At 69.3% G+C, this 21,484-nt stretch carries 14 protein-coding genes; 3 read left to right on the top strand and 11 right to left on the bottom strand.

The window, feature by feature from the left end; translation table 11 throughout:
• Positions 1 to 50: 50 nt before the first annotated feature.
• The 4 genes from JHW38_RS02900 to JHW38_RS02885 form a co-directional block, all read right to left on the bottom strand.
• Positions 51 to 605, bottom strand: a complete 555-nt coding sequence (locus JHW38_RS02900) for a hypothetical protein (protein WP_207524535.1) — start codon at positions 603 to 605, stop codon at positions 51 to 53.
• 182 nt (positions 606 to 787) lie between these two features.
• Complete coding sequence (acnB, locus tag JHW38_RS02895; protein ID WP_207524534.1) at positions 788 to 3,397, bottom strand: bifunctional aconitate hydratase 2/2-methylisocitrate dehydratase; 2,610 nt, start codon at positions 3,395 to 3,397, stop codon at positions 788 to 790.
• Between the two features lie 80 nt (positions 3,398 to 3,477).
• Positions 3,478 to 3,876 (bottom strand): type II toxin-antitoxin system VapC family toxin, encoded by a 399-nt coding sequence (locus JHW38_RS02890; protein ID WP_207524533.1) that lies wholly within the window; start codon positions 3,874 to 3,876, stop codon positions 3,478 to 3,480.
• 4 nt (positions 3,877 to 3,880) lie between these two features.
• Positions 3,881 to 4,105, bottom strand: a complete 225-nt coding sequence (locus tag JHW38_RS02885) for an AbrB/MazE/SpoVT family DNA-binding domain-containing protein (RefSeq protein ID WP_207524532.1) — start codon at positions 4,103 to 4,105, stop codon at positions 3,881 to 3,883.
• A 909-nt stretch (positions 4,106 to 5,014) separates the two neighbouring features.
• Here JHW38_RS02885 and acnA point away from each other — a divergent pair.
• Positions 5,015 to 7,783 (top strand): aconitate hydratase AcnA, encoded by a 2,769-nt coding sequence (acnA, locus tag JHW38_RS02880; RefSeq protein WP_207524531.1) that lies wholly within the window; start codon positions 5,015 to 5,017, stop codon positions 7,781 to 7,783.
• A gap of 231 nt (positions 7,784 to 8,014) precedes the next feature.
• Here acnA and JHW38_RS02875 read toward each other — a convergent pair whose 3' ends face one another.
• The 6 genes from JHW38_RS02875 to JHW38_RS02850 form a co-directional block, all read right to left on the bottom strand.
• Positions 8,015 to 9,214 (bottom strand): VWA domain-containing protein, encoded by a 1,200-nt coding sequence (locus JHW38_RS02875; RefSeq protein WP_207524530.1) that lies wholly within the window; start codon positions 9,212 to 9,214, stop codon positions 8,015 to 8,017.
• Complete coding sequence (locus tag JHW38_RS02870; RefSeq protein WP_207524529.1) at positions 9,211 to 11,574, bottom strand: DUF5682 family protein; 2,364 nt, start codon at positions 11,572 to 11,574, stop codon at positions 9,211 to 9,213. Before JHW38_RS02870 ends, JHW38_RS02875 begins: the two co-directional genes overlap by 4 nt.
• Positions 11,575 to 11,581: 7 nt before the next feature.
• Complete coding sequence (locus tag JHW38_RS02865) at positions 11,582 to 12,664, bottom strand: ATP-binding protein (RefSeq protein WP_207524528.1); 1,083 nt, start codon at positions 12,662 to 12,664, stop codon at positions 11,582 to 11,584.
• Between the two features lie 56 nt (positions 12,665 to 12,720).
• Complete coding sequence (locus JHW38_RS02860; protein WP_207524527.1) at positions 12,721 to 14,289, bottom strand: DUF5691 domain-containing protein; 1,569 nt, start codon at positions 14,287 to 14,289, stop codon at positions 12,721 to 12,723.
• Positions 14,286 to 15,626: an SWIM zinc finger family protein gene (locus tag JHW38_RS02855; RefSeq protein ID WP_207524526.1), complete on the bottom strand. Its 1,341-nt coding sequence runs from the start codon at positions 15,624 to 15,626 to the stop codon at positions 14,286 to 14,288. The genes JHW38_RS02860 and JHW38_RS02855 overlap by 4 nt, the downstream gene beginning before the upstream one ends.
• Positions 15,627 to 15,766: 140 nt before the next feature.
• Complete coding sequence (locus JHW38_RS02850; RefSeq protein ID WP_242691154.1) at positions 15,767 to 16,240, bottom strand: nuclear transport factor 2 family protein; 474 nt, start codon at positions 16,238 to 16,240, stop codon at positions 15,767 to 15,769.
• Between the two features lie 279 nt (positions 16,241 to 16,519).
• On the opposite strand from JHW38_RS02850, the gene JHW38_RS02845 reads away from it, so the two are divergent.
• Positions 16,520 to 18,199 carry a long-chain fatty acid--CoA ligase gene (locus JHW38_RS02845; protein ID WP_207524525.1) on the top strand — a complete coding sequence of 560 codons (1,680 nt, stop codon included), beginning with the start codon at positions 16,520 to 16,522 and terminating at the stop codon, positions 18,197 to 18,199.
• Positions 18,200 to 18,399: 200 nt separating this feature from the next.
• Positions 18,400 to 19,263 carry a crotonase/enoyl-CoA hydratase family protein gene (locus JHW38_RS02840; RefSeq protein WP_207524524.1) on the top strand — a complete coding sequence of 288 codons (864 nt, stop codon included), beginning with the start codon at positions 18,400 to 18,402 and terminating at the stop codon, positions 19,261 to 19,263.
• Between the two features lie 25 nt (positions 19,264 to 19,288).
• Here JHW38_RS02840 and JHW38_RS02835 read toward each other — a convergent pair whose 3' ends face one another.
• On the bottom strand, positions 19,289 to 21,481 hold the full coding sequence (locus tag JHW38_RS02835; protein ID WP_207524523.1) for an ATP-binding protein: 2,193 nt from the start codon (positions 21,479 to 21,481) through the stop codon (positions 19,289 to 19,291).
• Positions 21,482 to 21,484: the final 3 nt, after the last annotated feature.

Below are 21,484 nucleotides of genomic sequence, written 5' to 3'. Positions count from 1 at the left end.
CGACGCCCGCCTGGATGCCTTCGCCTCCCAGGCCGAGCGCCCCACCCGCCTCACCACACCATCTTGTACTCGCACCCCACCATCGTCTTGCCCGGATGGGTGGTCAGCGTGCTGATCGTCTGCGTGACCGTCGCGTCGATCCCGTCGCCGAGCGCCTCGCGCCGCAGTTCGCGCGTGCGGATGTGCCGGGCCAGCGGCTCGTCGCTGGCGACCAGCTTGAGCTGCTTGGACAACGCGTCGGCGAAGTCGCCGTCGAGCACGGCGAACAGGCTTTCGCTGACCATCATCAAGCGCTTTGTCGAGTGGCCGTACACCTTGATCGGCTCGGGCATGTCGAACATGACCACGAACGTGTTCTTGTCCTCGACCTTGCGCCAGCCCGCCAGCGCCGGCTGCGCCGGCTTGTCGTAGTACAGCGGGGTCAGCGCGTCGCCCATGCGCATGAACTGTTCGCGCTTGGCCTCGCAGGTCACGATCTTGGCCACGTCGGCGAGCGCTTGCGCGCCGTCCTTGTAGGGCTCCTCGGCGGCGACGGCGGCCAGCGGCAGGGCCAGCGCCAGGACGGAGGCGGTGATCGATGCGAAGCGCAACGGCGAAGGGTTCATGGCGAAATCCTTATCGGGGGGGAAGTAGTGAAGACGAGCGAAGGCGTGGGATCCCCTACTCGCCCGGCGCAGCGCGGATGCTTGCACGGCCAGGGTAAAACATTCCACGCGGCCGCCGACAAAGAAAAACCCCGGCGCGAAGCCGGGGTTTTCTCGCTCCGCCGCGGACGGCGCGCAGCCGCTTAGGCGGCGACGGTGTCGGCGACCTGCTTGTAGTCTTCGATCTGATCGAAGTTCATGTAGCGATAGATCTTGTCGCCGTTGGCGTTGAGCACGCCGACATCGGCCATGTATTCCTCGCGGGTCGGGATGCGGCCCAGACGCGAGCAGATCGCGGCCAGCTCGGCCGAACCCAGGTACACGTTGGTGTTGCGGCCCAGACGGTTCGGGAAGTTGCGGGTCGAGGTCGAGAACACGGTCGCGCCCTCGCGCGCCTGCGCCTGGTTGCCCATGCACAGCGAGCAGCCCGGCATTTCCATGCGCGCGCCAGCGGTGCCGAAGGTGCCGTAGTGGCCTTCCTTGGTGAGCTCGGACGCGTCCATCTTGGTCGGCGGCGCGACCCACAGACGGGTCGGGATGTCGCGCTTGCCTTCCAGCAGCTTCGCGGCCGCGCGGAAGTGACCGATGTTGGTCATGCACGAGCCGATGAACACTTCGTCGATGACCGCGCCGGCCACGTCGGACAAGGTCTTGACGTCGTCGGGATCGTTCGGGCAGGCCACGATCGGCTCGACGATTTCGTTGAGGTCGATCTCGATCACCGCGGCGTACTCGGCATCGGCGTCGCCTTCCAGCAACTGCGGATTGGCCAGCCAGCCTTCCATCGCCTTGATCCGGCGCTGCAGCGAACGCGGGTCGGCGTAGCCTTCGGCGATCATCCACTTCAGCAGGGTGATGTTGCTGGTCAGGTACTCGATGATCGGTTCCTTGTCCAGCTTCACCGTGCAGCCCGCGGCCGAACGTTCGGCCGAGGCGTCGGACAGCTCGAACGCCTGCTCGACCTTGAGCTGCGGCAAGCCTTCGATTTCGAGGATGCGGCCGGAGAAGATGTTCTTCTTGCCCTGCTTGGCGACGGTCAGCAGACCGCTCTTGATCGCGGCCAGCGGAATCGCGTTGACCAGGTCGCGCAGGGTCACGCCGGGCTGCATTTCGCCCTTGAAGCGGACCAGCACCGACTCGGGCATGTCCAGCGGCATCACGCCGGTGGCCGCGGCGAACGCGACCAGGCCGGAGCCGGCCGGGAACGAGATGCCGACCGGGAAGCGGGTGTGCGAGTCGCCGCCGGTGCCGACGGTGTCGGGCATCAGCATGCGGTTGAGCCACGAGTGGATCACGCCGTCGCCGGGACGCAGGGCGATGCCGCCGCGGTTGCTGATGAAGGCCGGCAGCTCGTGGTGGGTCTTGACGTCGACCGGCTTCGGATACGCGGCGGTGTGGCAGAACGACTGCATCACCAGATCGGCCGAGAAGCCCAGGCAGGCCAGATCCTTGAGCTCGTCGCGGGTCATCGGGCCGGTGGTGTCCTGCGAACCCACCGAGGTCATCTTCGGCTCGCAGTAGGTGCCCGGGCGGATGCCCGGCTGCGCGCCGTCGACTTCGGCCAGACCGCAGGCGCGGCCGACCATCTTCTGCGCCAGCGAATAGCCCTTGCCGCTGTCGGCCGGGTTCTGCGGCAGGCGGAACAGGCTCGACGGCGCCAGGCCCAGCGCTTCGCGCGCCTTGGCGGTGAGGCCGCGGCCGACGATCAGCGGGATGCGGCCGCCGGCGCGGACTTCGTCGAGCAGCACGTCGGACTTCAGCGCGAATTCGGCGATCAGCTCGCCGTTCTTGAACGCCTTGCCTTCGTACGGACGCAGCTCGACCACGTCGCCCATGTTCATCTGCGACACGTCGAGTTCGATCGGCAGCGCGCCGGCGTCTTCCATCGTGTTGTAGAAGATCGGCGCGATCTTCGAACCCAGGCACACGCCGCCGAAGCGCTTGTTCGGGATGAAGGGAATGTCCTCGCCGGTGAACCACAGCACCGAGTTGGTCGCCGACTTGCGGCTGGAGCCGGTGCCGACCACGTCGCCGACGTAAGCCACGAGGTGGCCCTGGTCCTTCAGCGATTCGATGAAGGCGATCGGGCCGCGCTTGCCGTCTTCTTCCGGCTCGATGCCGTCGCGCTTGTTCTTCAGCATCGCCAGCGCGTGCAGCGGGATGTCCGGGCGGGTGGTCGCGTCCGGCGCCGGCGACAGGTCGTCGGTGTTGGTTTCGCCGGTCACCTTGAACACGGTGACGGTCATCGACTGCGGCACTTCGGGCTTGCTGGTGAACCACTCGGCGTCGGCCCAGCTCTGCAGCACGGCCTGGGCGTTGGCGTTGCCCGGCGCGCTGTTGGATTGGGCCTTTTCCTGCACGTCGTGGAACGCGTCGAACATCAGCAGGGTGTGCTTGAGCGCTTCGGCCGCGACCGCGCCGACTTCGGCGTCGTCGAGCAGCTCGATCAGCGGATGGATGTTGTAGCCGCCGAGCATGGTGCCCAGCAGTTCGGTGGCGCGGGCGCGCGAGATCAGCGCGTTCTTCTCCGTGCCGAACGCGACCGCGGCCAGGTACGAGGCCTTGACCTTAGCGGCGTCGTCGACGCCGGCGGGGACGCGGTTGGTGATCAGGTCCAGCAGGAACTCGCCCTCGCCGGCCGGCGGGGCCTTCAGCAGTTCGATGACCTCGGCGGTCTGCTGGGCGGTCAGGGGCAGCGGCGGAATGCCCAGCGCGGCGCGCTCGGCAACGTGGTGGCGATAGGCTTCCAACATAAAATTCTCCGCGTGGATCCGAGTGGATCCGGGGTTGTGACGGGTGGTAAGAGACAGGGGTGCAGCGGTGTCGAACAGGGCTAGGCTTGCGGCACGATCAGCTTCAGCCCTTTGAAGTAGTCGCGATAAAAAGCGTCGTTCCAGGTGATCAGCCCGTCGCATTGCAGCAAGGCGTGGGCGCCGACCAGAAAATCGCCGAGGCCGCGCGGTCCGCCGCCGCGCTGGCGCTGGCGCCGGTGCATCTCGCCGGCGCGCAACGCCGACTTGGCTTCCAGCGCGTTGAAATGGATGCCCATTTCCTCCAGCGCTTCCTGCACCTCGGCGCCGCCGCGCAGCGCCGCGCAGATCTGCGCCAGACTGATGTCGCACACCACCACGCGGCCGCCGACCAGGCTCTGGCGCAGGCAGGACTCGACCGCGTCGGCCTGCGGGCCGTCGCTCAGCAGTTCGATCAGGACCGGCGCATCGACCGCGATCACCGGCTCATTCCTCGTCGCGCACCGCGCGGGCGGCGTCTTCGCTGGAATCGAAGCCGTCCAGGGCGAACTTGCCGCGCGCCTTGGAGATCGCGTCGTCGACGCTCTTGCGCAGGATGATGCGGCTGCCGTCGAGCTCGACCTTCAGCAAGGTGCCCTTGGTCAGGCCGAGAGCGTCGCGCACCGCCTTGGGAAGGGTGATCTGGCCCCGCTCGGCGACAGTGGCTTCCATGGGTACGCTCCGGAAAGTATGCGCGCATTATACATACCTGGACGGGCGTACCGAACCCGCCGCGCGGCTGGACTGCGCGGGCCTGCGACCGGGGCTTGCGCCGTGAACTCAAGATAATTCTTATTTATTACAGACACTTATCTTATTTTCCCCGTCCCCGATGAGCGACGCCCGCTCGTCGGATTCCAGGGTCTGGGCCGTATCGTTCAGGCCTCAGTCGGCACGCGGCGCCGTTCTAGGGGACGCCCGACGACGCCGGTGCTGCGACGACGCCTCGCTTCTCCAGGGGCAAGGGCCCAGTGGCGAGGAGTTTGGCCGGTCCCATCGCGGCCAACATCGGCGCGCGCGACCGCCGCGGCGACCACCGAGCCACCCTCGCCGGCCATGCGATCGCCTTGTCATCGTCATCGCAGCCCGGCTTCCCATCGAAGCCTGTCGGCGCTCTGTATGGAGCGGACGCGCGCAGCCGGCGACCGTCGTGCGCTTGCAACGAACCGGCCCGATGCTTGCGCACGCCGCCGACGCTGCACTGTCACGCCGACGCCGCCGACTTACGGCCGACGCGCCTCGAACGCGAACGACAACCCGCCTGCGTCGCACGCCAGGATGCCCGGCGCGCCGATATCGCCTCCCCGCGCAACGCTGCGTTGTGCGCGGCGCCGCAGCAATTGCGCAAACGCCGCAAGGCTGCGCAAAACGCGCGACAAAATGCGGGTCCAGCGCGAACGCCGACGGACGCCAGCCGCCGCCGCGGCCCGCCCTTGTCGACACCGCCTGCACATCCGCCGCTACGCAACTGGTGGATAATCCGGGCACCGACCCCGCCACGCACCGCGTCGCCAGGTCCACCGCAAGCAGATCCTCGCCGCGCGCGAGGCGCGAGCCAGCACTTCTAAAGGAGTTCATCGAATGAGCGACTCGTTTTCGACCCGCCGCCAGTTGTCCGTCAACGGCCGCGACTACACCTACTTCAGCCTGCCGGTGCTGGGCGAGCGCTTCGACATCGCCCGCCTGCCGTATTCGATGAAGATCCTGCTGGAGAACCTGCTGCGTCACGAAGACGGCGGCGCCACGGTCGGCAAGGAGCACATCGAGGCGGTCGCGCACTGGGACGCGAAGAAGGAACCCGACACCGAGATCGCATTCATGCCGGCGCGCGTGGTGCTGCAGGACTTCACCGGCGTGCCCTGCGTGGTCGACCTGGCCGCGATGCGCGATGCGGTCGGCAAGCTCGGCGGCAATGCGAAGCAAATCAATCCGCTGATTCCGTCCGAGCTGGTCATCGACCACTCCGTACAGGTCGACGTGTTCGGCCGCCCGGACGCGCTCGATCTCAACGGCAAGATCGAGTTCGAACGCAACAAGGAGCGCTACAGCTTCCTGCGCTGGGGCCAGAAGTCGTTCGAGAATTTCAAGGTGGTGCCGCCGAACACCGGCATCGTCCATCAGGTCAACCTGGAAAACCTCGCCCGCGTGGTCATGGGCCGCGAGGTCGACGGCCAGCTGCAGGCCTTCCCCGACACCGTGTTCGGCACCGACAGCCACACCACGATGATCAACGGCATCGGCGTGCTCGGCTGGGGCGTGGGCGGCATCGAAGCCGAGGCGGCGATGCTCGGCCAGCCCTCGTCGATGCTGATTCCGCAGGTGGTCGGCTTCAAGCTGACCGGCAAGCTGCCCGAAGGCAGCACCGCGACCGACCTGGTGCTGACCGTGACCCAGATGCTGCGCAAGCACGGCGTGGTCGGCAAGTTCGTCGAGTTCTACGGCGACGGCCTGCAGCACCTGCCGCTGGCCGACCGCGCCACCATCGCCAACATGGCGCCCGAGTACGGCGCGACCTGCGGCATCTTCCCGATCGACGCCGAATCGCTGAACTACCTGCGTTTGTCCGGCCGCAGCGACGAGCAGATCGCGCTGGTCGAGGCCTACGCCAAGGCCCAGGGCCTGTGGCACGAGCCGGGCCAGCCGCACGCCGAATATTCGGCCACGCTCGCGCTCGACCTCGGCGACGTCAAGCCGTCGCTGGCCGGCCCCAAGCGGCCGCAGGACCGGGTGCTGCTCGAGAACGTGCATTCCAACTTCCAGGAAAACCTCGGCCCCTTGGTCGCCAACCGCAAGCCCAAGGGCGTCGGCTGCGCGATCGAGGAGCTCAACGGCGAGGGCGGCGACCAGCCGCAGGCCAGCGAGCTCGCGGCCAAGCCGGTGTCGAAGATCCGCATCCAGGAGCAGGACGCCGAACTGTCCGACGGCTCGGTGGTGATCGCCGCGATCACCTCCTGCACCAACACCTCCAATCCCGCGGTGATGCTCGGCGCCGGCCTGCTCGCGCGCAACGCGGCCAAGCTCGGGCTGAAGTCCAAGCCGTGGGTCAAGACCTCGCTCGGGCCGGGCTCGCTGGTGGTGACCGACTACCTCAAGAAGGCCGGCGTGCTCGACGACCTGGAGAAGCTCGGCTTCTATGTGGTCGGCTACGGCTGCACCACCTGCATCGGCAACTCCGGCCCGCTGCCGGACGAAGTGTCCAAGGGCATCGCCGAGAACGAACTGGTGGTCGCCTCGGTGCTGTCGGGCAACCGCAATTTCGAAGGCCGCGTGCATCCGGAAGTGAAGGCCAACTACCTCGCCTCGCCGCCGCTGGTGGTGGCGTACGCGATCGCCGGCACGGTCAATATCGACCTGACCAAGGAACCGATCGGCAAGAGCAGCGACGGGAAAGACGTGTTCCTGCGCGACATCTGGCCGTCGAACAAAGAGATCGGCGATACGATCGCGGCAACGGTTGGCCCGGAGCTGTTCGCGCAGAACTACGCCGACGTGTTCAAGGGCGACACCCGCTGGAACCAGATCGCCTCGCCGGACGGCGAGTCGTTCCAGTGGGACGAGTCCTCGACCTACATCAAGAACCCGCCCTACTTCGACGGCATGACGATGGACGTCGGCAGCATCGACGACGTGCACGACGCGCGGGTCATGGGCCTGTTCGGCGATTCGATCACCACCGACCACATCTCGCCGGCCGGCAACATCAAGAAGGACTCGCCCGCGGGCCGCTTCCTGATCTCGCGCGGCGTGCAGCCGGCGGACTTCAACAGCTACGGCTCGCGCCGCGGCAACGACGATGTGATGGTGCGCGGCACCTTCGCCAACATCCGCATCAAGAACCTGATGTTCGGCGGCGAGGAAGGCGGCAACACGCTGTACTACGGCAAGAACGGCGCCGCGCCGGAGAAGCTGGCGATCTACGACGCGGCGATGAAGTACAAGGCCGACGGCGTGCCGCTGGTGGTGTTCGCCGGCAAGGAATACGGCACCGGCTCCTCGCGCGATTGGGCGGCCAAGGGCACCAACCTGCTCGGGGTCAAGGCGGTGATCGCCGAGAGCTTCGAGCGCATCCATCGCTCGAACCTGGTCGGCATGGGCGTGCTGCCGCTGCAGTTCAAGGACGGCGAGAACGCGCAGAGCCTGGGGCTGGACGGTTCCGAAGTAGTCAGCGTGACCGGGCTGGACGACGGCAAGGCCAGGACGGCCAAGGTGACGGCGAAGAAGGCCGATGGCAGCGAGATCGCGTTCGAGGCCAAGGTGCTGTTGCTGACGCCGAAGGAAGCGGAGTACTTCCGCCATGGCGGCATCCTGCATTACGTGCTGCGGCAGCTGGCGGCGAAGAAGGCGGGCTGAGGTTCGTCGGTTTCGCGAAAGGCCCGGGCGGTTGCCTGGGCCTTTTGCGTTTTGGGGGCAGCGGAAGTTTCGTATCCGACTGTAGGAGCGACGCGAGTCGCGACCGCGACAACGCAACCATTGCGCTGGGTTCGGCGTAGGTGCGTTGTCGTGGTCGCGACTTGCGTCGCTCCTACAGGGGGTGCTCCGCAGTTGGTTTCGGCTTTGTTGGAACAACGGGCTGCGCCCGCCCTACCCCTCCGCCCGCGTAGGCACCAACCCATTCCCCGCCGCCCACTGATTGACGTCATCGCGCCGAATCGCCGCCGCCATCAACCCCGGAAACGCATCCGGCGTACACGCGAACGAAGGCACCCCCAGCGCCGCGAGTTTCGCCGCCAACGATTGGTCGTACGCCGGCCGCCCCTCGTCGCTGAGCGCCAGCAACACGATGAACTGCACGCCCGCCTCGACCAGCTCCTGCGCGCGCGCCAGCAGCTTGGCTTCCACGCCGCCTTCGTAAAGATCCGAGATCAACACCAGGATGCTGTTGCGCGGCTCGCGGATGAGCCCCTGGCAATAAGCCACCGCGCCGTGGATGTCGGTGCCGCCGCCGAGCTGCACCCCGAACAGCAGGTCGACCGGATCGTCGAGCTGCTCGGTCATGTCGACCACCGCGGTGTCGAACACCACCAGCCGCGTCGCCACCGCCGGCAGCGAGGCCATTACCGCGCCGAAGATGCTCGAGTACACCACCGAAGCGGCCATCGAGCCGCTCTGGTCGATGCATAGAGTGATCTCGCGCTGCGGCCGCCGCGACTTGCGCCCGAAGCCGATCAGCTGCTGCGGAATGACGGTGCGGTAGTCGGCCTGCCAATGCTTGAGGTTGGCGCGGATGGTGCGGTTCCAGTCGATCTCGGCATGCCGCGGCCGGCGCGTGCGGCGGGCGCGGTCGAGCGCGCCGGTCACCGCCGAACGCATCGGCTCTTCGAGCTTGCGCATCAGTTCCTCGACCACGCGCCGCACCACCAGGCGCGCGGTCTCCTTGGTCTCGGCCGGAATCACTCCCGACAGCGAAACCAGGTTGGCGACCATGTGCACGTCGGGCTGGAGGCCTTCGAGCATCTCCTTTTCCAGCAGCATCTGGCGCAGGTCCAGACGCTGCAGGGCGTCGCGCTGCATGACCTGGACCACGCTGGTCGGGAAGTACTTGCGGATGTCGCCGAGCCAGCGCGCCACGTTCGGCGCCGAGCCGCCGCGGCCGCCGCGCCGCGACAGGCCGCCGGGGCCGCTGGGTTCGTACAGCGCGGCCAGCGCCGCGTCCATCGGCGACAGGCCCGCGCCGAGGCCGCCGCAGCTGTTCTGGGCTTCGCTGCCCAGGACCATGCGCCAGCGCTCCTCGCGCGTGCTCGGCACGGCCGCGCCGTCGGCCGGGTTCGTATCCACGCTCATCGTGCGTCTCCCGCGGCGCTCAGGCCGAACAGTTCGCGCAGCAGCGGCAAGGCGCGCGCGGCGCGGTTTTCGTCCCAGGCCGACTGCGCGACCAGCGCCGGCGCGGCGCCGGCCGGGCGCTTGACCCGCAGGCCGAGATCACGTCGGTCGGCGGCTTCGAATTCGGCGAAACTGCGCCGCAGCAGCGGCACCACGCGCAGGAAGTGCTCGTGGCCCAGGTGGGTGATCCAGGCGTCGATCAGCGCCCACACCGCGTCGTCGTGCAGCAGCACCGCGGCGTTGCGGTTGAGGAAGCCGTCCAGCCACTGCGCCGCTTGCAGCGGTTCGGCGCCGGACGAGAGGTTCAGGCTCAGCTCGCGCGCCACCGCTTCGCCGTCGAACGCGCCGGCGTCGAACAGCAGGCGCGTGGCCAGGCCGCGCAGCAGCGGCGTGGCGCTCAGGGCCAGCGCGATCTGGCGCAAGGCGCCGCGCCAGGCGGCGGTCTGGGCCTCGTCTTCGCGCAGCTCCACCGCGCGGTCGGCGGCCAGCAGGGTCTCGCGCGCGTCGCCGGCGGCGGCTTCGTCGAGCCCGCCCAACGCGATCGTGAGGCCGATGCAGGCGCGCGCGAGCATGCCGTCGAACAGATGCCGCACCTGCGCCGCATCGGTGTTGCGCACGTTGCCGTAGCGCTGCACGTTGGCCAGCGCCGGCAACGCGGCCAGCAGCGACAGCGGGTCGGCGTCGACCGCGGCGCGCGCCTGCAGTTCGGCGGCGACCGCCTCGACCGCGCCGGGCAGGTTCGCCAGCAGCACGCGGTCGATCAGCCGCGAGAGGTCCGGCAAGCGCTCGCTGCGGCGCGCGGTTTCGATCGCGCGTGCGGTCGCCGCCTGCTCGACGGTCTGGCCGTAGCGGCTGGCGACGATCAGTTCGATCTCGAACGCCGGCTGCCACGCCAGTTCCCACACTTCGCGGAAACTGCCGCGCGAACGGCCGGCGCCGCCGAGCCGGCCCCAGCCGATGTCGAGCAGCAACAGGCGGTGCAGCAGTTGGCTGCGCTGCAGGTCGGTGTCGTTGCGCAGGTCCAGTTCCAGCGGCTTGCTCAGCGCCTCGGGTTTGAGCCGCAGGCGCTTGCGCTGGGCTTCCAGGTCGCGTTGCAGCGGCACCGTCGGCACCGACTCGGGGACCGAGCCGGTGCGCTCGCCGATCATCAGCGCCTGCTCGATCAGCCGCATCGGCGCGTCGTCGCCGTTGCACAGGATGCTCAGGGTCGCTTCGTTGAGCTCGTCCAGGCTCGGCGCCGGGCGTTCGCGCAGCGCGGCCAACGTGTCGGCCAGGCGCGCGGCTTCGATCAGGTGCGCGGACGAGCAGTCCAGCGCGTGCTCGCGCAGCACCCGCGCGACCCGCGCGAACCAGCCGACGCTGCGCGACTGGCCGCTGCCGTGCCGCCACAAATGCTCGTACCAGCCCGGCGAATCGATGCCGGCGCCGTAGCCGCTGGCGCTGCTGAGGTGGCGGTAGGTCCACGGCACCCAGGTCGCCGCGGCTTTGAGTTTGGGGAGGTCTTTCAGCAAGGCCTTGTCGGCCGCGACGCTGGCCTTGGCGGTCAGCGCCGGCACGTGCCAGGCGCCGCAGACCACGGCGATGCGCTCGAATTCCTGCCTGGCCGCGTCGCGGATCGCGCTGCGCATATGCGCTTCGCGCAGGGCTTCTTCGCCCGGGTCGAGGCCGTTGCGCAGCTCGGCGTTGTCGCGCAGTTCGCTCATGGCGGCAGCGATCGCTTCGAACAGGCCTTCGCCGTCGCCGCGTTCTTCGACCATGTGGTTCCACCAGCTCTCGCCGTCGGCGTAGCCGGCGGCGTGGGCGAGCCAGTCGAGCGGATCGCGGTGCGGGTCGCGGCGCTCGGCCGCGTCTTCGGCGACGGTTTCGGTTTCGGTATCGGTATCGGGCAACGCATCCAGGCTCGCCGCATCGTCGGCGAGTTCTTCCGGCGCCGCCGCCCCGCCCTCGCCCGCCGCGGCTTCGCCGCCCGGCGCGCCGTCGCGCCGCGCGCGCTGCCAGGCCAGGCTGGCGCCGGCCGGCACGTCGATGAAACGCACCGCCGCGCCGTGCTCGACCGCCCAGCGCATCGCCTGCCATTCCGGCGAGAACTCGGCGTAGGGATGGAACACGGCCAGCTGCGGATCGTCGGCGCCGTACGACAGCAGCGCGACCGGCGGCTGCAACTGCGCATCGTGCAGGTGCGTGGACACCAGCGCTTCCGCGCCGGCCGGGCCTTCGATCAGCACGCAATCGGGCCGCAACGCGTCCAGCGCCTTGCGCAGGCTGCGCGCGCAGCCGGGCCCGTGGTGGCGGATGCCGAAGTAACTGAGCGTGGCGCTCATGCGTGGATCACAGCTGCTCGCGGAACGCGCGGTAGAGGTCTTTCCACTCGGCGCGTTCCTTGACTACCGTCTCCAGATACTCCGTCCACACCACTTGGTCCTGGACCGGATCCTTGACCACCGCGCCGATCATGCCGGCGGCCATGTCGGCCGGGCGCAGCACGCCGTCGCCGAAGTGGCCGGCCAGGGCCATGCCGTTGTTGATGACCGAGATCGCCTCGGCGGTGGACAGGGTCGAGCTCGGCGTCTTGAGCTTGGACTTGCCGTCCTCGGTCTGGCCGTTGCGCAGTTCGCGGAAGATCCGCACGATCCGCGCCACTTCCTTCAACGCCGGCGGCTCGGCCGGCAGCTCCAGGGCGCGCCCGAGTTCGCGCACGCGCTTGACCACGATCGAGACTTCCTCGTCCTCGCTCGAAGGCACCGGCAGAATCACCGTGTTGAAGCGGCGCTTGAGCGCGCTGGACAGCTCGTTGACGCCCTTGTCGCGGTTGTTGGCGGTCGCGATCACGCTGAAGCCGCGCGCGGCCAGCACCTCGCTGCCGAGCTCCGGCACCGGCAAGGTCTTTTCCGACAGCACGGTGATGAGGGTGTCCTGGACGTCGGCGGGAATGCGGGTCAGTTCCTCGACCCGGGCGATCTTGCCGAGCTTCATCGCGTTCATCATCGGGCTCGGCACCAGCGCGTTCTCGCTCGGGCCGTGCGCCAGCAACTGCGCGTAGTTCCAGCCGTAGCGGATCTGTTCCTCGCTGGTGCCGGCGGTGCCCTGGATCAGCAGGGTCGAATCGCCGCTGATCGCCGCGCTCAGATGCTCGGACACCCACGACTTGGCCGTGCCGGGCACGCCGAACAGCAGCAAGGCGCGGTCGGTGGCGACGGTGGCGACCGCGATTTCCATCAGCCGGCGGTTGCCGATGTACTTGGCGCTGACCTCGAAGCCGTTGTCGAGCTTGCCGCCGAGCAGATAGGTCACCACCGCCCACGGCGACAGTTTCCAGTTGGCGGGGCGCTGGCGGTCGTCGGCCTTGGCCAGTTGTTCTAGCTCCTCGGCGAACTGGATTTCGGCGTGTTGGCGCAGGACGGCGGCGGTCATCGGAACTCCGTGTAGAGATGTGTTCGATTCGAAATCAGGGCGTGGCCACGGCGGACTCAGGCGTGCAGCACGCGCCGCGCGTGCGCGGTGCGTTCCAGCGCGGCGAGGCAGTCGGCCAGGGCCGGGGTGTCGTCGGGCCCGCGCGCCGGCGCATGCCAGTCGCGCAGGGCCTGCGGGTGCAGCACTTCGACCAGGGCCTGGGCGTTCTGGCGCAGGCTCCAGTCCTGGCGCAGCGTTTCGCCGGCCTCGGCCAGGCCGGCGGCGAGCAGGCGCGAATAATCCGGCGGCAGCCACTGGCCCGGCGCGCACGAGCCGACGACTTCGTCGAAGCGGCCGCTGCGGCACAGCTCCTGGAAGCTGCGCGGCCAATGCCGCACACGCTGCGCCGGCGGCAGCAGCGCCAGCAGTTCGGCGTGGTGGTTGCCGAAGGCGCGGCCGGGCGCGTCGAGCATCGCCGCGGCCCAATCGGCGTCGTCGCGGTGGATGCGTTCGAGCCAGCCGCGGTGCAAGGCGTCCTTCCAGTCGCTCTTGGCCGCCCAGGCCAGCAGCGCGGCGGCGTCCATGCCGGTGCGCTCGCACCACCAGCGCAGGGGCATCTGCCGGGTCAGTTGGTACAGCCACCAGGCGCGTTCGCCTAGCGCGTCGTTCTGCGGGCGCGCGGCGTCGATGCCGGCGTTGGCCCAGTCGGGGTCGGCGGCCTGCGGCGCGTCGAGGGTCCAGCGCTTGACCAGCAGCGCGCGTTCCTGGGTCAGCAGCGGCGCCAGCCACGCGTGCAGCCGCTGCGCGTGCGCCGATTGCGGCAGCCGCGCCAGCGCGGCGGCGGCGAGCCGGCGCACGTCGCGGCCGCGGTCCTTGAGCAAACCGGCGAGCAGCGGCTCGTCGTCCGCGCTCAGGCCGGCGTCGAATTCGGCGACGAAGGCGGCGCGCTCTTTCGCCGGCAATTCGCCGAGTTGCGCTTGCAGTCGCTCGCGTGCGCGCGCCGGGTCGGTGGCGCGCAGTTGCGCGAACCAGGCCAGGCGCTGCTCGAAACTGCCTTCCTGCCAGATGCGTTCGGACTCGGCGGCGGCATCGCCGGTTGCCTCGCCTTCGCCCTCACCGGCCACGCCGCGGTCGGCGTAGCGCCAGTCGGGATTGAGCCGGGCCAGCCACAGCCCGCGTTCGCCGAGCACCGGCAGCAGCGGCGCGCGCAGGCGCGCGCGTTGCCGGCCGGCGTCGAGCGCGGACGCCAGCGCGCCCGCCGGCAGCGCCCGGCCGAGTTCGGCCAGACGCTGGCAGGCTTCGTGATGCAGGCGCTCGCTGTCGCCGCGGAAGATCGCGCGCAGCGCTGCCGCCAGCGGCTCGCCTTCGCCGAGCATGCGCGCATCCTCGGGCGCGGCCGGCGGCGGTTCGGCCGCGGCCGGCGTCAGTTCGACCGCGGCCAGGCGGCACGCGGCCATCGCTGCGGCGCCGCGCGCGTAGCGGGCCGGCGCGTCGTCGTCGCCGGCTTGCGCTTGCGCCGCCTGCTCCAGCAGCGCGGCGACCGGCGCGGGAAACGCCGGCATGCGCGCGTCGTCGACGCCGATCAGGGCCGGCTTGATCCAATCGGCGTGCGCCGCCGCTGCGACCGCCACTCCCGCAGCGCTCATGCCGCCAGACTCCATTGCTGCGCGGCGTCTTCGCCGCGCCATGCGCTCAGCGGCCGCAGCTCGCGGCCGTCCCATTCGCCCATCACCTGCAGCGCGCGGCCGCCGCTGTGGGCGAGCAGATTCCAGCCGGCCGCCTCGCCCAAGGCCAGCGGCAAGCGGCCGGCCGGCGTGTGCAGCCACCAGCGCGCGTCGGCGCGCACCGGCACCGCGTCGGCGATGCTCAGCGGCCACCACTGCAGCCACGGATTCGCGGCGAACGCCAGCGATGCGCGCTCGATCGCCTCGACTGCCGGCTGCGACCAACGCGGCGCCGGCTGCGCCGCGCCCTGCTCCAACGCCAGTGCGCGCAACGGCACGCTGCCGGGAAAGAAGCGCAGCGTCGCCTCGACGCTGCGGCCGTCCAGCCACTGATGTTCCCAGCCGCGCCCGCCGTAGGCGTAATCGTGCAGCAGCGCGTCGCGACCGCTGGCCTGCCCGCGCAGCCATACGCGGCGTTCGAACAAGCGGTCGTCGCGTTCGTCGATGCGCTGGCCCTGCACGGTCCAGCGATCGCGCAGGCTTTCGCCGAGCGTGGCCAGATCGTCCTTGTCGTAGACCCAGCCCAGCGCGGTGCGCACATCGGCCAGGCGCTGCGGCGACAGCGCGTCGCGCCGGACCAGCGCCTCGCGCAGCAGCCAGATCAGGCCGAAGCGCTCGACCACCGCCGGCGCCCCGGCCACGCCCGCGGCCATCGCCTCGGCCGCGGCCAGCACCTGCGCCGACAGCGCCGGCGCCTGCGCGTCGACCATGCGCGCGGCCATCGCCGTCCATTCGGCGCGTTGCTGCGGGCCGAACGAGGCCAGCCCGCGGCGCAACTGGTCGCCGATCCAGCGCTGCAATTCGGCGCTGCCCTGGTCGATGCGTTTCCAGCGCGCGGCTTCGCGCTTGGCCGCAGCGGCCGCGGCGGCGTCCGGGTCGGCCGCTTGCGCGGCGGCGGTTTTGGCCGCGGCCTGTTCCTTCTTCTCGGCGCGGTCGCGGCGCGAGTTCAGCCATTCCTCGACCCAGCCCGGCCGCGCCGCCGCGGCGATGCCGCCGCGCGCCTGCATCAGCAACAGCGCCAGCGCGTGCTTGCACGGAAACTTGCGGCTGGGGCAGGAACAGCGGGTCACCAGCGCGGCCAGATCGACCTGCGCCTGGTACGGCTTGGCGCCGCTGCCCTTGCATTCGCCCCACAACGCATCGGCGTCGCGGCCGAGCGAAACCCAGTGGCGGTCGGACGCCAGGCCGGTAGCGGCCTTGGCCGAAGCGCCGTCGGGCGCGAGCGCGAGCGCCTGCTCGGCGGTCAGGACTGATTCCATCGCTTACGGCTTCATCCTTGCGTAAGCCGCAAGCATAGCTTGCGCAGGAGATAGCGAATAGGAGTTAGGAGATAGCGAAAACAGCTCAAGGCTATCTGCCGCTTTCGCTATCTCCTAACTCCTACTCGCCATCTCCTGCTTCAAAGCCGCGGCTTCCACTCCGCCGAAATCATCCGCCACTCGCCGTCGCGCAAACGCCAGCCGGTGCGCACCTGGTAGAGCTGCGCCGCGTCGGGCAAGGCGCGACCGGAGCCGCCGCCGAGCGCGGCTTCGAACGCGACCGTGGCGCGGTCGCCCTGCACCTGGTAGTCCAGCGCCGCGATCTGCAGCCACACGTCGCGGTAACGCAGGAAGCTGCCGGCCGCCAGCCGCCGCGCGCCGTCGCGGTCGAGGCCTTCGGGGCCGACGAAATCTTCGGCCAGCTGCGCCTGCACCGCCTTGGCGTCGCGCGCCTGGATCGCGCCTTGCAACTGCTCCATCGATGCGCGCAGGCGCTGTTCCGGCGAGCCGCCGCCGCAGCCGGCCAGGACCAGCAACCCCGCCAGCCACCAACCGCCGCGCCGGCGCGGCGCCGCCGCGGCGTGCGCCGCTGCCTTCGTCGAGCGATCGAACATGACTGCGGACTTCGTCGCTGCGGACGCCATCGTTACCGGACTCATAGGCGCGAACCTCATGGGTATGCCTTCGAAAACGCCGAGCGGGCGGATTCGCACGACCGTTCGCCCGGCCGCGCGCACTCGATCCTGACAGGTCCGCGGCGTCCCCGGCAACGCCGCGGGGCACCGCCTTGCCACCCGCTAGAGCCTATGCTCCAATCGAGAAAACACACCGTACGCCGGCGCACTTGCGCGGCTAGCGGACAGAATCGACGAGCGATTAACGAGGGGATCGCGATGAGTTTGAACCGTCCGTGGCTTGCCCACTATCCGCAAGGCGTGCCCGCACAGATCGACGTGGAGGAATTCCCGTCCGTGGTCTCGGTGCTGGAAAACGCGATCGAAAAGTTCCGCGACCGCCCCGCCTTCCGCAACTTCGGCAAGACACTGACCTACGGCGAGATCGACCGGCTCAGCGCCCAGTTCGCCGCCTACCTGCTCGGAGAGCTCAAGCTCAAGAAGGGCGATCGCGTCGCGATCATGATGCCCAACTGCCTGCAGTACCCGATCGCGACCTTCGGCGTGCTGCGCGCCGGCCTGACCGTGGTCAACACCAATCCGATGTACACCACGCGCGAGCTGCGGCATCAGTTGGAGGACTCCGGCACGAAGGTCGTGTTCGTGCTCGACAACTTCGCCAAGACCGTGCAGGACGTCGTCGCCGGCACCCAGGTGCAGAAGGTCGTCACCACCGGCCTGGGCGACATGGTCGGCGGGCTCCGGGGCCCGATCATGAACTTCGCGCTGAAGTACGTGAAGAAGATGGTGCCCGACTACGACATCCCGGGCTCGGTGCGCTTCCGCGATGCGCTGACCCTGGGGCAGATGCAGCAGCTGCCGAAGATCGACATCGCGCCGGCCGACATCGCGTTCCTGCAGTACACCGGCGGCACCACCGGCGTCGCCAAGGGCGCGATGCTGACCCATCGCAACCTGGTCGCCAACATGCAGCAGGCCGCCGCGTGGATCGGCACCAACGCGCGCATGGGCGAGGAAATCATCATCACCGCGCTGCCGCTGTACCACATTTTCGCGCTGACCGCGAACGGCCTGGTGTTCATGAAGTTCGGCGGCCTCAACCACATGATCACCAACCCGCGCGACATGCCGGCGTTCGTGAAGGAACTGAAGAACAACCGCTTCACCGCGATCACCGGCGTCAACACGCTGTTCAACGGCCTGCTCAACACGCCGGGCTTCGACGAGGTCGATTTCTCGCAGCTGCACCTGACCCTCGGCGGCGGCATGGCGGTGCAGCGCTCGGTCGCCGAGCGCTGGAAGCAGGTCACCGGCGTGACCCTGGTGGAAGCCTACGGCCTGACCGAAACCTCGCCGGCCGCGTGCATCAATCCGATGGACCTAGCCGAGTACAACGGCTCGATCGGCCTGCCGATCTCCTCGACCGACGCCTGCGTCAAGGACGAGGAAGGCCGGATCCTGCCGATGGGCGAAGTCGGCGAACTGTGCATCCAGGGCCCGCAGGTCATGAAGGGCTATTGGCAGAAGCCCGAGGAAACCGCCAAGGTCATCGACGACGACGGCTGGCTGCACACCGGCGACATGGCGCGGATGGACGAGAACGGTTTCTTCTACATCGTCGACCGCAAGAAGGACATGATCCTGGTCTCCGGCTTCAACGTGTATCCCAACGAGATCGAGGACGTGATCGCGCTGATGCCCGGCGTGCTGGAAGTCGCCGCGGTCGGCGTTCCGGACGACAAATCCGGCGAAGCGGTCAAGGTGGTGATCGTCAAGAAGGATCCGGCGCTGACCGCCGAGGACGTCAAGGCGCACGCCCGCGCCAACCTCACCGGCTACAAGCATCCCAAGTTCGTCGAGTTCCGCAAGGAGCTGCCCAAGACCAACGTGGGCAAGATCCTGCGCCGCGAGCTGCGCGACCCGCCCGCGGCGGCGTGAAGACGCGTGAGCATGGGTAGTCCCGGCGCAGGGTAAAATGCCCGCCGCGACGCACCCGATCCCGTGCAAGCCCCTCTCCGGAGGGGCTTTTATTTTTGCGGAGTGAACGGGGTGTAGCATCGATGCGTGGGCTCCCAAAATCGCCGCTCGCGGCCCACCGCACCCAGCCCTGCGGGCGGCCATCGCCGAGGACCGCATCCATGAGCTCTATCGAAAAACTCCATCGCGTACGCGCCTACCCCACCCTGCGCCTGGAATCCTCCGCGGACGGACTCGCGCACTGGCTGTACATGCACGAGGACATCCGCCTCGGCGTCAGGCCGTGCTTCCGCACCGAACTCATGGAAGACATGTGGGCGTTCCTGTCCTCGATCAGCCTGCGCGAAGGACAGCGCGAACCCGGGCGTTTGCGCCATGCCGTGCTGGCCTCGTCGGCGCCGGCGTTCAACCTGGGCGGCGACCTGGAACTGTTCTCGCAACTGATCCGCAACCAGGACCGCGACAGCCTGCTGGCTTACGCGCGCCGCTGCGTCGACGGCGTGCACCACATCCACGGCGGGCTCGGCGGCGACGTGCACACCATCGCCCTGGTCCAGGGCGACGCGCTCGGCGGCGGCCTGGAACTGGCGCTGTCGTGCCACACCATCGTCGCCGAGGAAGGCGTCGACATGGGCCTGCCGGAAGTGGTGTTCGACCTGTTCCCGGGCATGGGCGCGTACACGTTCCTGTGCAAGCGGGTCAGCCCGCGCGTGGCCGAGCGGCTCATCATGGAAGGCGCCATGCTCAGCAGCGAGGAAATGCACCGGCTCGGCGTGGTCGACATTCTGGTGCCGCGCGGCCAGGGCGAGGCGGCGGTGGCCGACCTGATCCGCCGCCAGCAGCGTTCGCCGCACTCGCACCTGGCGATGAATCAGATGCGCCAGATCGCGCAGCCGGCCAGCTACCAGGAACTGATGGCGATCACCGAGCTGTGGGTCGACACCGCGCTGGCCCTGCCGGACAAGGCGCTGCGAACGATGGACCGGATCGTGCGGGCGCAGGAGCGTCGTGCCGTGGCCGCCTGACCGCCATGCCCCCCTCGACGGCGTTTCAGGGGGAGCGCTCGTCGCCTTCGCGCGCGTGGCTTTGCCGCTCGCGTGCATCGAGCGCTTCCCTGCCCTGGGCCAGCCGTTCGTTCAGCGCAGCCTGCCGGGTCCGCCATTCGGCGGCGACCTGCCAGTCCGGCGCCCGCATCAGCTCGCCGGCCGCGGTCGCGAGCTTGACCAACCCCAGGTTGCTCGCCACGCCCTTGAGTGCGTGGGCGTGTTCGCGCACGCGTTCCCACTGGCCGCGTTCGCCCGCGTCGGCCAGGGCGACGATGCAGCCGTCGGCGTCGCGCAGGCACTGGGCGATGAATTCGCGCTCGAAGCCCTCGCCCATGCCGAGGCTGCCGAGCTCGTCGAGCACCGAAGGATCGAACGCGCCGTCCGCCGCGATCGCGGTTCCCGCGGCCGACTCCGGCCGCTGCGGCGCGACCGGGACCGCGGCGATGCGCGCATTGGCGGCGATGTCCGCCAGGATGTCGAGCAAGCGCACGGTCGACACCGGCTTGGCCAGGAACGCGCGCGCCCCGGCCTGCTGGCAGGCCTGAATCGAATCGGGCGTGACGTCGGCGCTGAGCACCACCACCGGCGTACGCCGGCCGCCGCCGGCTTCCATGACCCGCAGCTCGCGCAGCAGGTCCAGGCCGCTGATGCCGGGCATGTGCAGGTCGGCGATCACCGCGTCGTAATCGCTGACCGCCAGCGCGTTGAGCACTTCCTCGCCGCCTTCCACGCAGACCGCGCGATGGCCGGCCTTCTGCAACAGGCGCTGCAGCACCATGCGGTTGGCCGAGTGGTCGTCGGCGACCAGCACCTGCAGGCTGCGCACCCGCGCGCGATGGCGCAGGAACGGATCGGAGAAGGCGATGACGTTTTCCGGGTCGTTGCGCGGCGTGGCCTCGACCGCGTCGGCCTCGGCCAGCGCCGGCTCCGGCGGCATCGCCACGCGCTGGAACGGCAGTTCCACCCAGAACCGGCTGCCGCGCTGCTCGGTGCTTTCGAAGCCGATGCTGCCGCCCATCGCCTCGGTCAGGCCCTTGGCGATGGTGGTGCCCAGGCCGGTGCCGCCGTAACGGCGCGCCAGGCTCACGTCGGCCTGCTCGAAGGCTTCGAACAGGCGCTGGCGCATCGCCATCGGAATGCCGATGCCGGTGTCGGTCACGGTGAAGCGCAGCCGCACCCCGCCGTCGGCCTGCGCGATCACCCCGAGTTCCAGGCGCACGCTGCCGTGGTCGGTGAACTTGACCGCGTTGCCGGTCAGGTTCAGCAGGACCTGGCGCAGATGGCCGACATCGCCGCGCAGCAGCGCCGGCACGTCGGCGGACACGCTGGTTTCGTAGCGCAGTTGCTTGGCCCGGGCCTGCGGCTGCAGGATCAGGCCGATGCTGTCGAGCAGCTCGCGCGGCGAGAACTCGGCCAGGTTCAGCTTGAGCTTGCCGGCCTCGATCGCCGAGATGTCGAGCACGTCCTCGACCAGCGCCAGCAGGCTGCGGGTCGAGGCCTGGATGGTGTTGAGGCATTCGCGCTGCTCGGCGTCCAGGCGCGTGGTCGCCAGCAGTTCGGACATGCCGGCCAGGCCGTTGAGCGGGGTGCGGAACTCGTGGCTCATGTTGGCCAGGAACCGGCTCTTGGCCTCGTTGGCGCGCTTGGCCTCGTCGGTAGCGCGGGTCAGCGCGCGCAGCAGGCCGGTCAAATACAGCGGAATCGCCGCCAGCCCCAGGGCCAGACCGATGCCGAGCACCGGGTTGGCGCGCCAGTAGTCGTTGAGCACGATCACCGAACCGAAGCTGGCCAGGGCCATCGCGACCGCGCCGAAAAGATAGCCGGAGCCGAAGCGCAGGCCGTTGCCGATGGTCACCCACATCAGGATCACGTAGACCCAGGCCAGCGGCTCGCCGATGTGGATCATCGCCGCGGCCATCAGGCCGTAGTCCGAGCACATGCCGATGATCCGGCGCAGGTGCGAGCGGCCCGGCGCGGCCAGGATCCAGCCGATCAGCGCCAGCCCGACCGAGAAACCGGTGACGACCATCAGCAGCACGTTGTTGTACTGATAGACCGGCATGCTGCCGCCGCTGCCGCGCGCCAGCATGTAGGCCAGCACCACGAACAGCACGGCGATGCGGACGAAGGCCTGGCCGTGCTCGCTGTCGCCGCGTTGCGACAACGTCGACCGGAACCAGTTCAGCAGGCGGATCATGGG

Source organism: Lysobacter enzymogenes (assembly GCF_017355525.1).
Classification (GTDB): Bacteria; Pseudomonadota; Gammaproteobacteria; order Xanthomonadales; family Xanthomonadaceae; genus Lysobacter; species Lysobacter enzymogenes_C.
Note: the sequence above shows the minus strand (reverse complement) of the source record. Positions and strands in the feature narration are given on the sequence as shown.

What these genes read in the sequence shown, in the direction of transcription:
- JHW38_RS02865 (WP_207524528.1), bottom strand. Translation starts at nt 12,664, where the DNA reads ATGACCGCCGCCGTCCTGCGCCAACACGCCGAAATCCAGTTCGCCGAG.
- acnB (WP_207524534.1), bottom strand. Translation starts at nt 3,397, where the DNA reads ATGTTGGAAGCCTATCGCCACCACGTTGCCGAGCGCGCCGCGCTGGGC.
- JHW38_RS02840 (WP_207524524.1), top strand. Translation starts at nt 18,400, where the DNA reads ATGAGCTCTATCGAAAAACTCCATCGCGTACGCGCCTACCCCACCCTG.
- JHW38_RS02885 (WP_207524532.1), bottom strand. Translation starts at nt 4,105, where the DNA reads ATGGAAGCCACTGTCGCCGAGCGGGGCCAGATCACCCTTCCCAAGGCG.
- JHW38_RS02860 (WP_207524527.1), bottom strand. Translation starts at nt 14,289, where the DNA reads ATGAGCGCTGCGGGAGTGGCGGTCGCAGCGGCGGCGCACGCCGATTGG.
- JHW38_RS02870 (WP_207524529.1), bottom strand. Translation starts at nt 11,574, where the DNA reads ATGAGCGCCACGCTCAGTTACTTCGGCATCCGCCACCACGGGCCCGGC.
- JHW38_RS02845 (WP_207524525.1), top strand. Translation starts at nt 16,520, where the DNA reads ATGAGTTTGAACCGTCCGTGGCTTGCCCACTATCCGCAAGGCGTGCCC.
- JHW38_RS02835 (WP_207524523.1), bottom strand. Translation starts at nt 21,481, where the DNA reads ATGATCCGCCTGCTGAACTGGTTCCGGTCGACGTTGTCGCAACGCGGC.
- JHW38_RS02850 (WP_242691154.1), bottom strand. Translation starts at nt 16,240, where the DNA reads ATGTTCGATCGCTCGACGAAGGCAGCGGCGCACGCCGCGGCGGCGCCG.
- JHW38_RS02900 (WP_207524535.1), bottom strand. Translation starts at nt 605, where the DNA reads ATGAACCCTTCGCCGTTGCGCTTCGCATCGATCACCGCCTCCGTCCTG.
- acnA (WP_207524531.1), top strand. Translation starts at nt 5,015, where the DNA reads ATGAGCGACTCGTTTTCGACCCGCCGCCAGTTGTCCGTCAACGGCCGC.
- JHW38_RS02855 (WP_207524526.1), bottom strand. Translation starts at nt 15,626, where the DNA reads ATGGAATCAGTCCTGACCGCCGAGCAGGCGCTCGCGCTCGCGCCCGAC.
- JHW38_RS02875 (WP_207524530.1), bottom strand. Translation starts at nt 9,214, where the DNA reads ATGAGCGTGGATACGAACCCGGCCGACGGCGCGGCCGTGCCGAGCACG.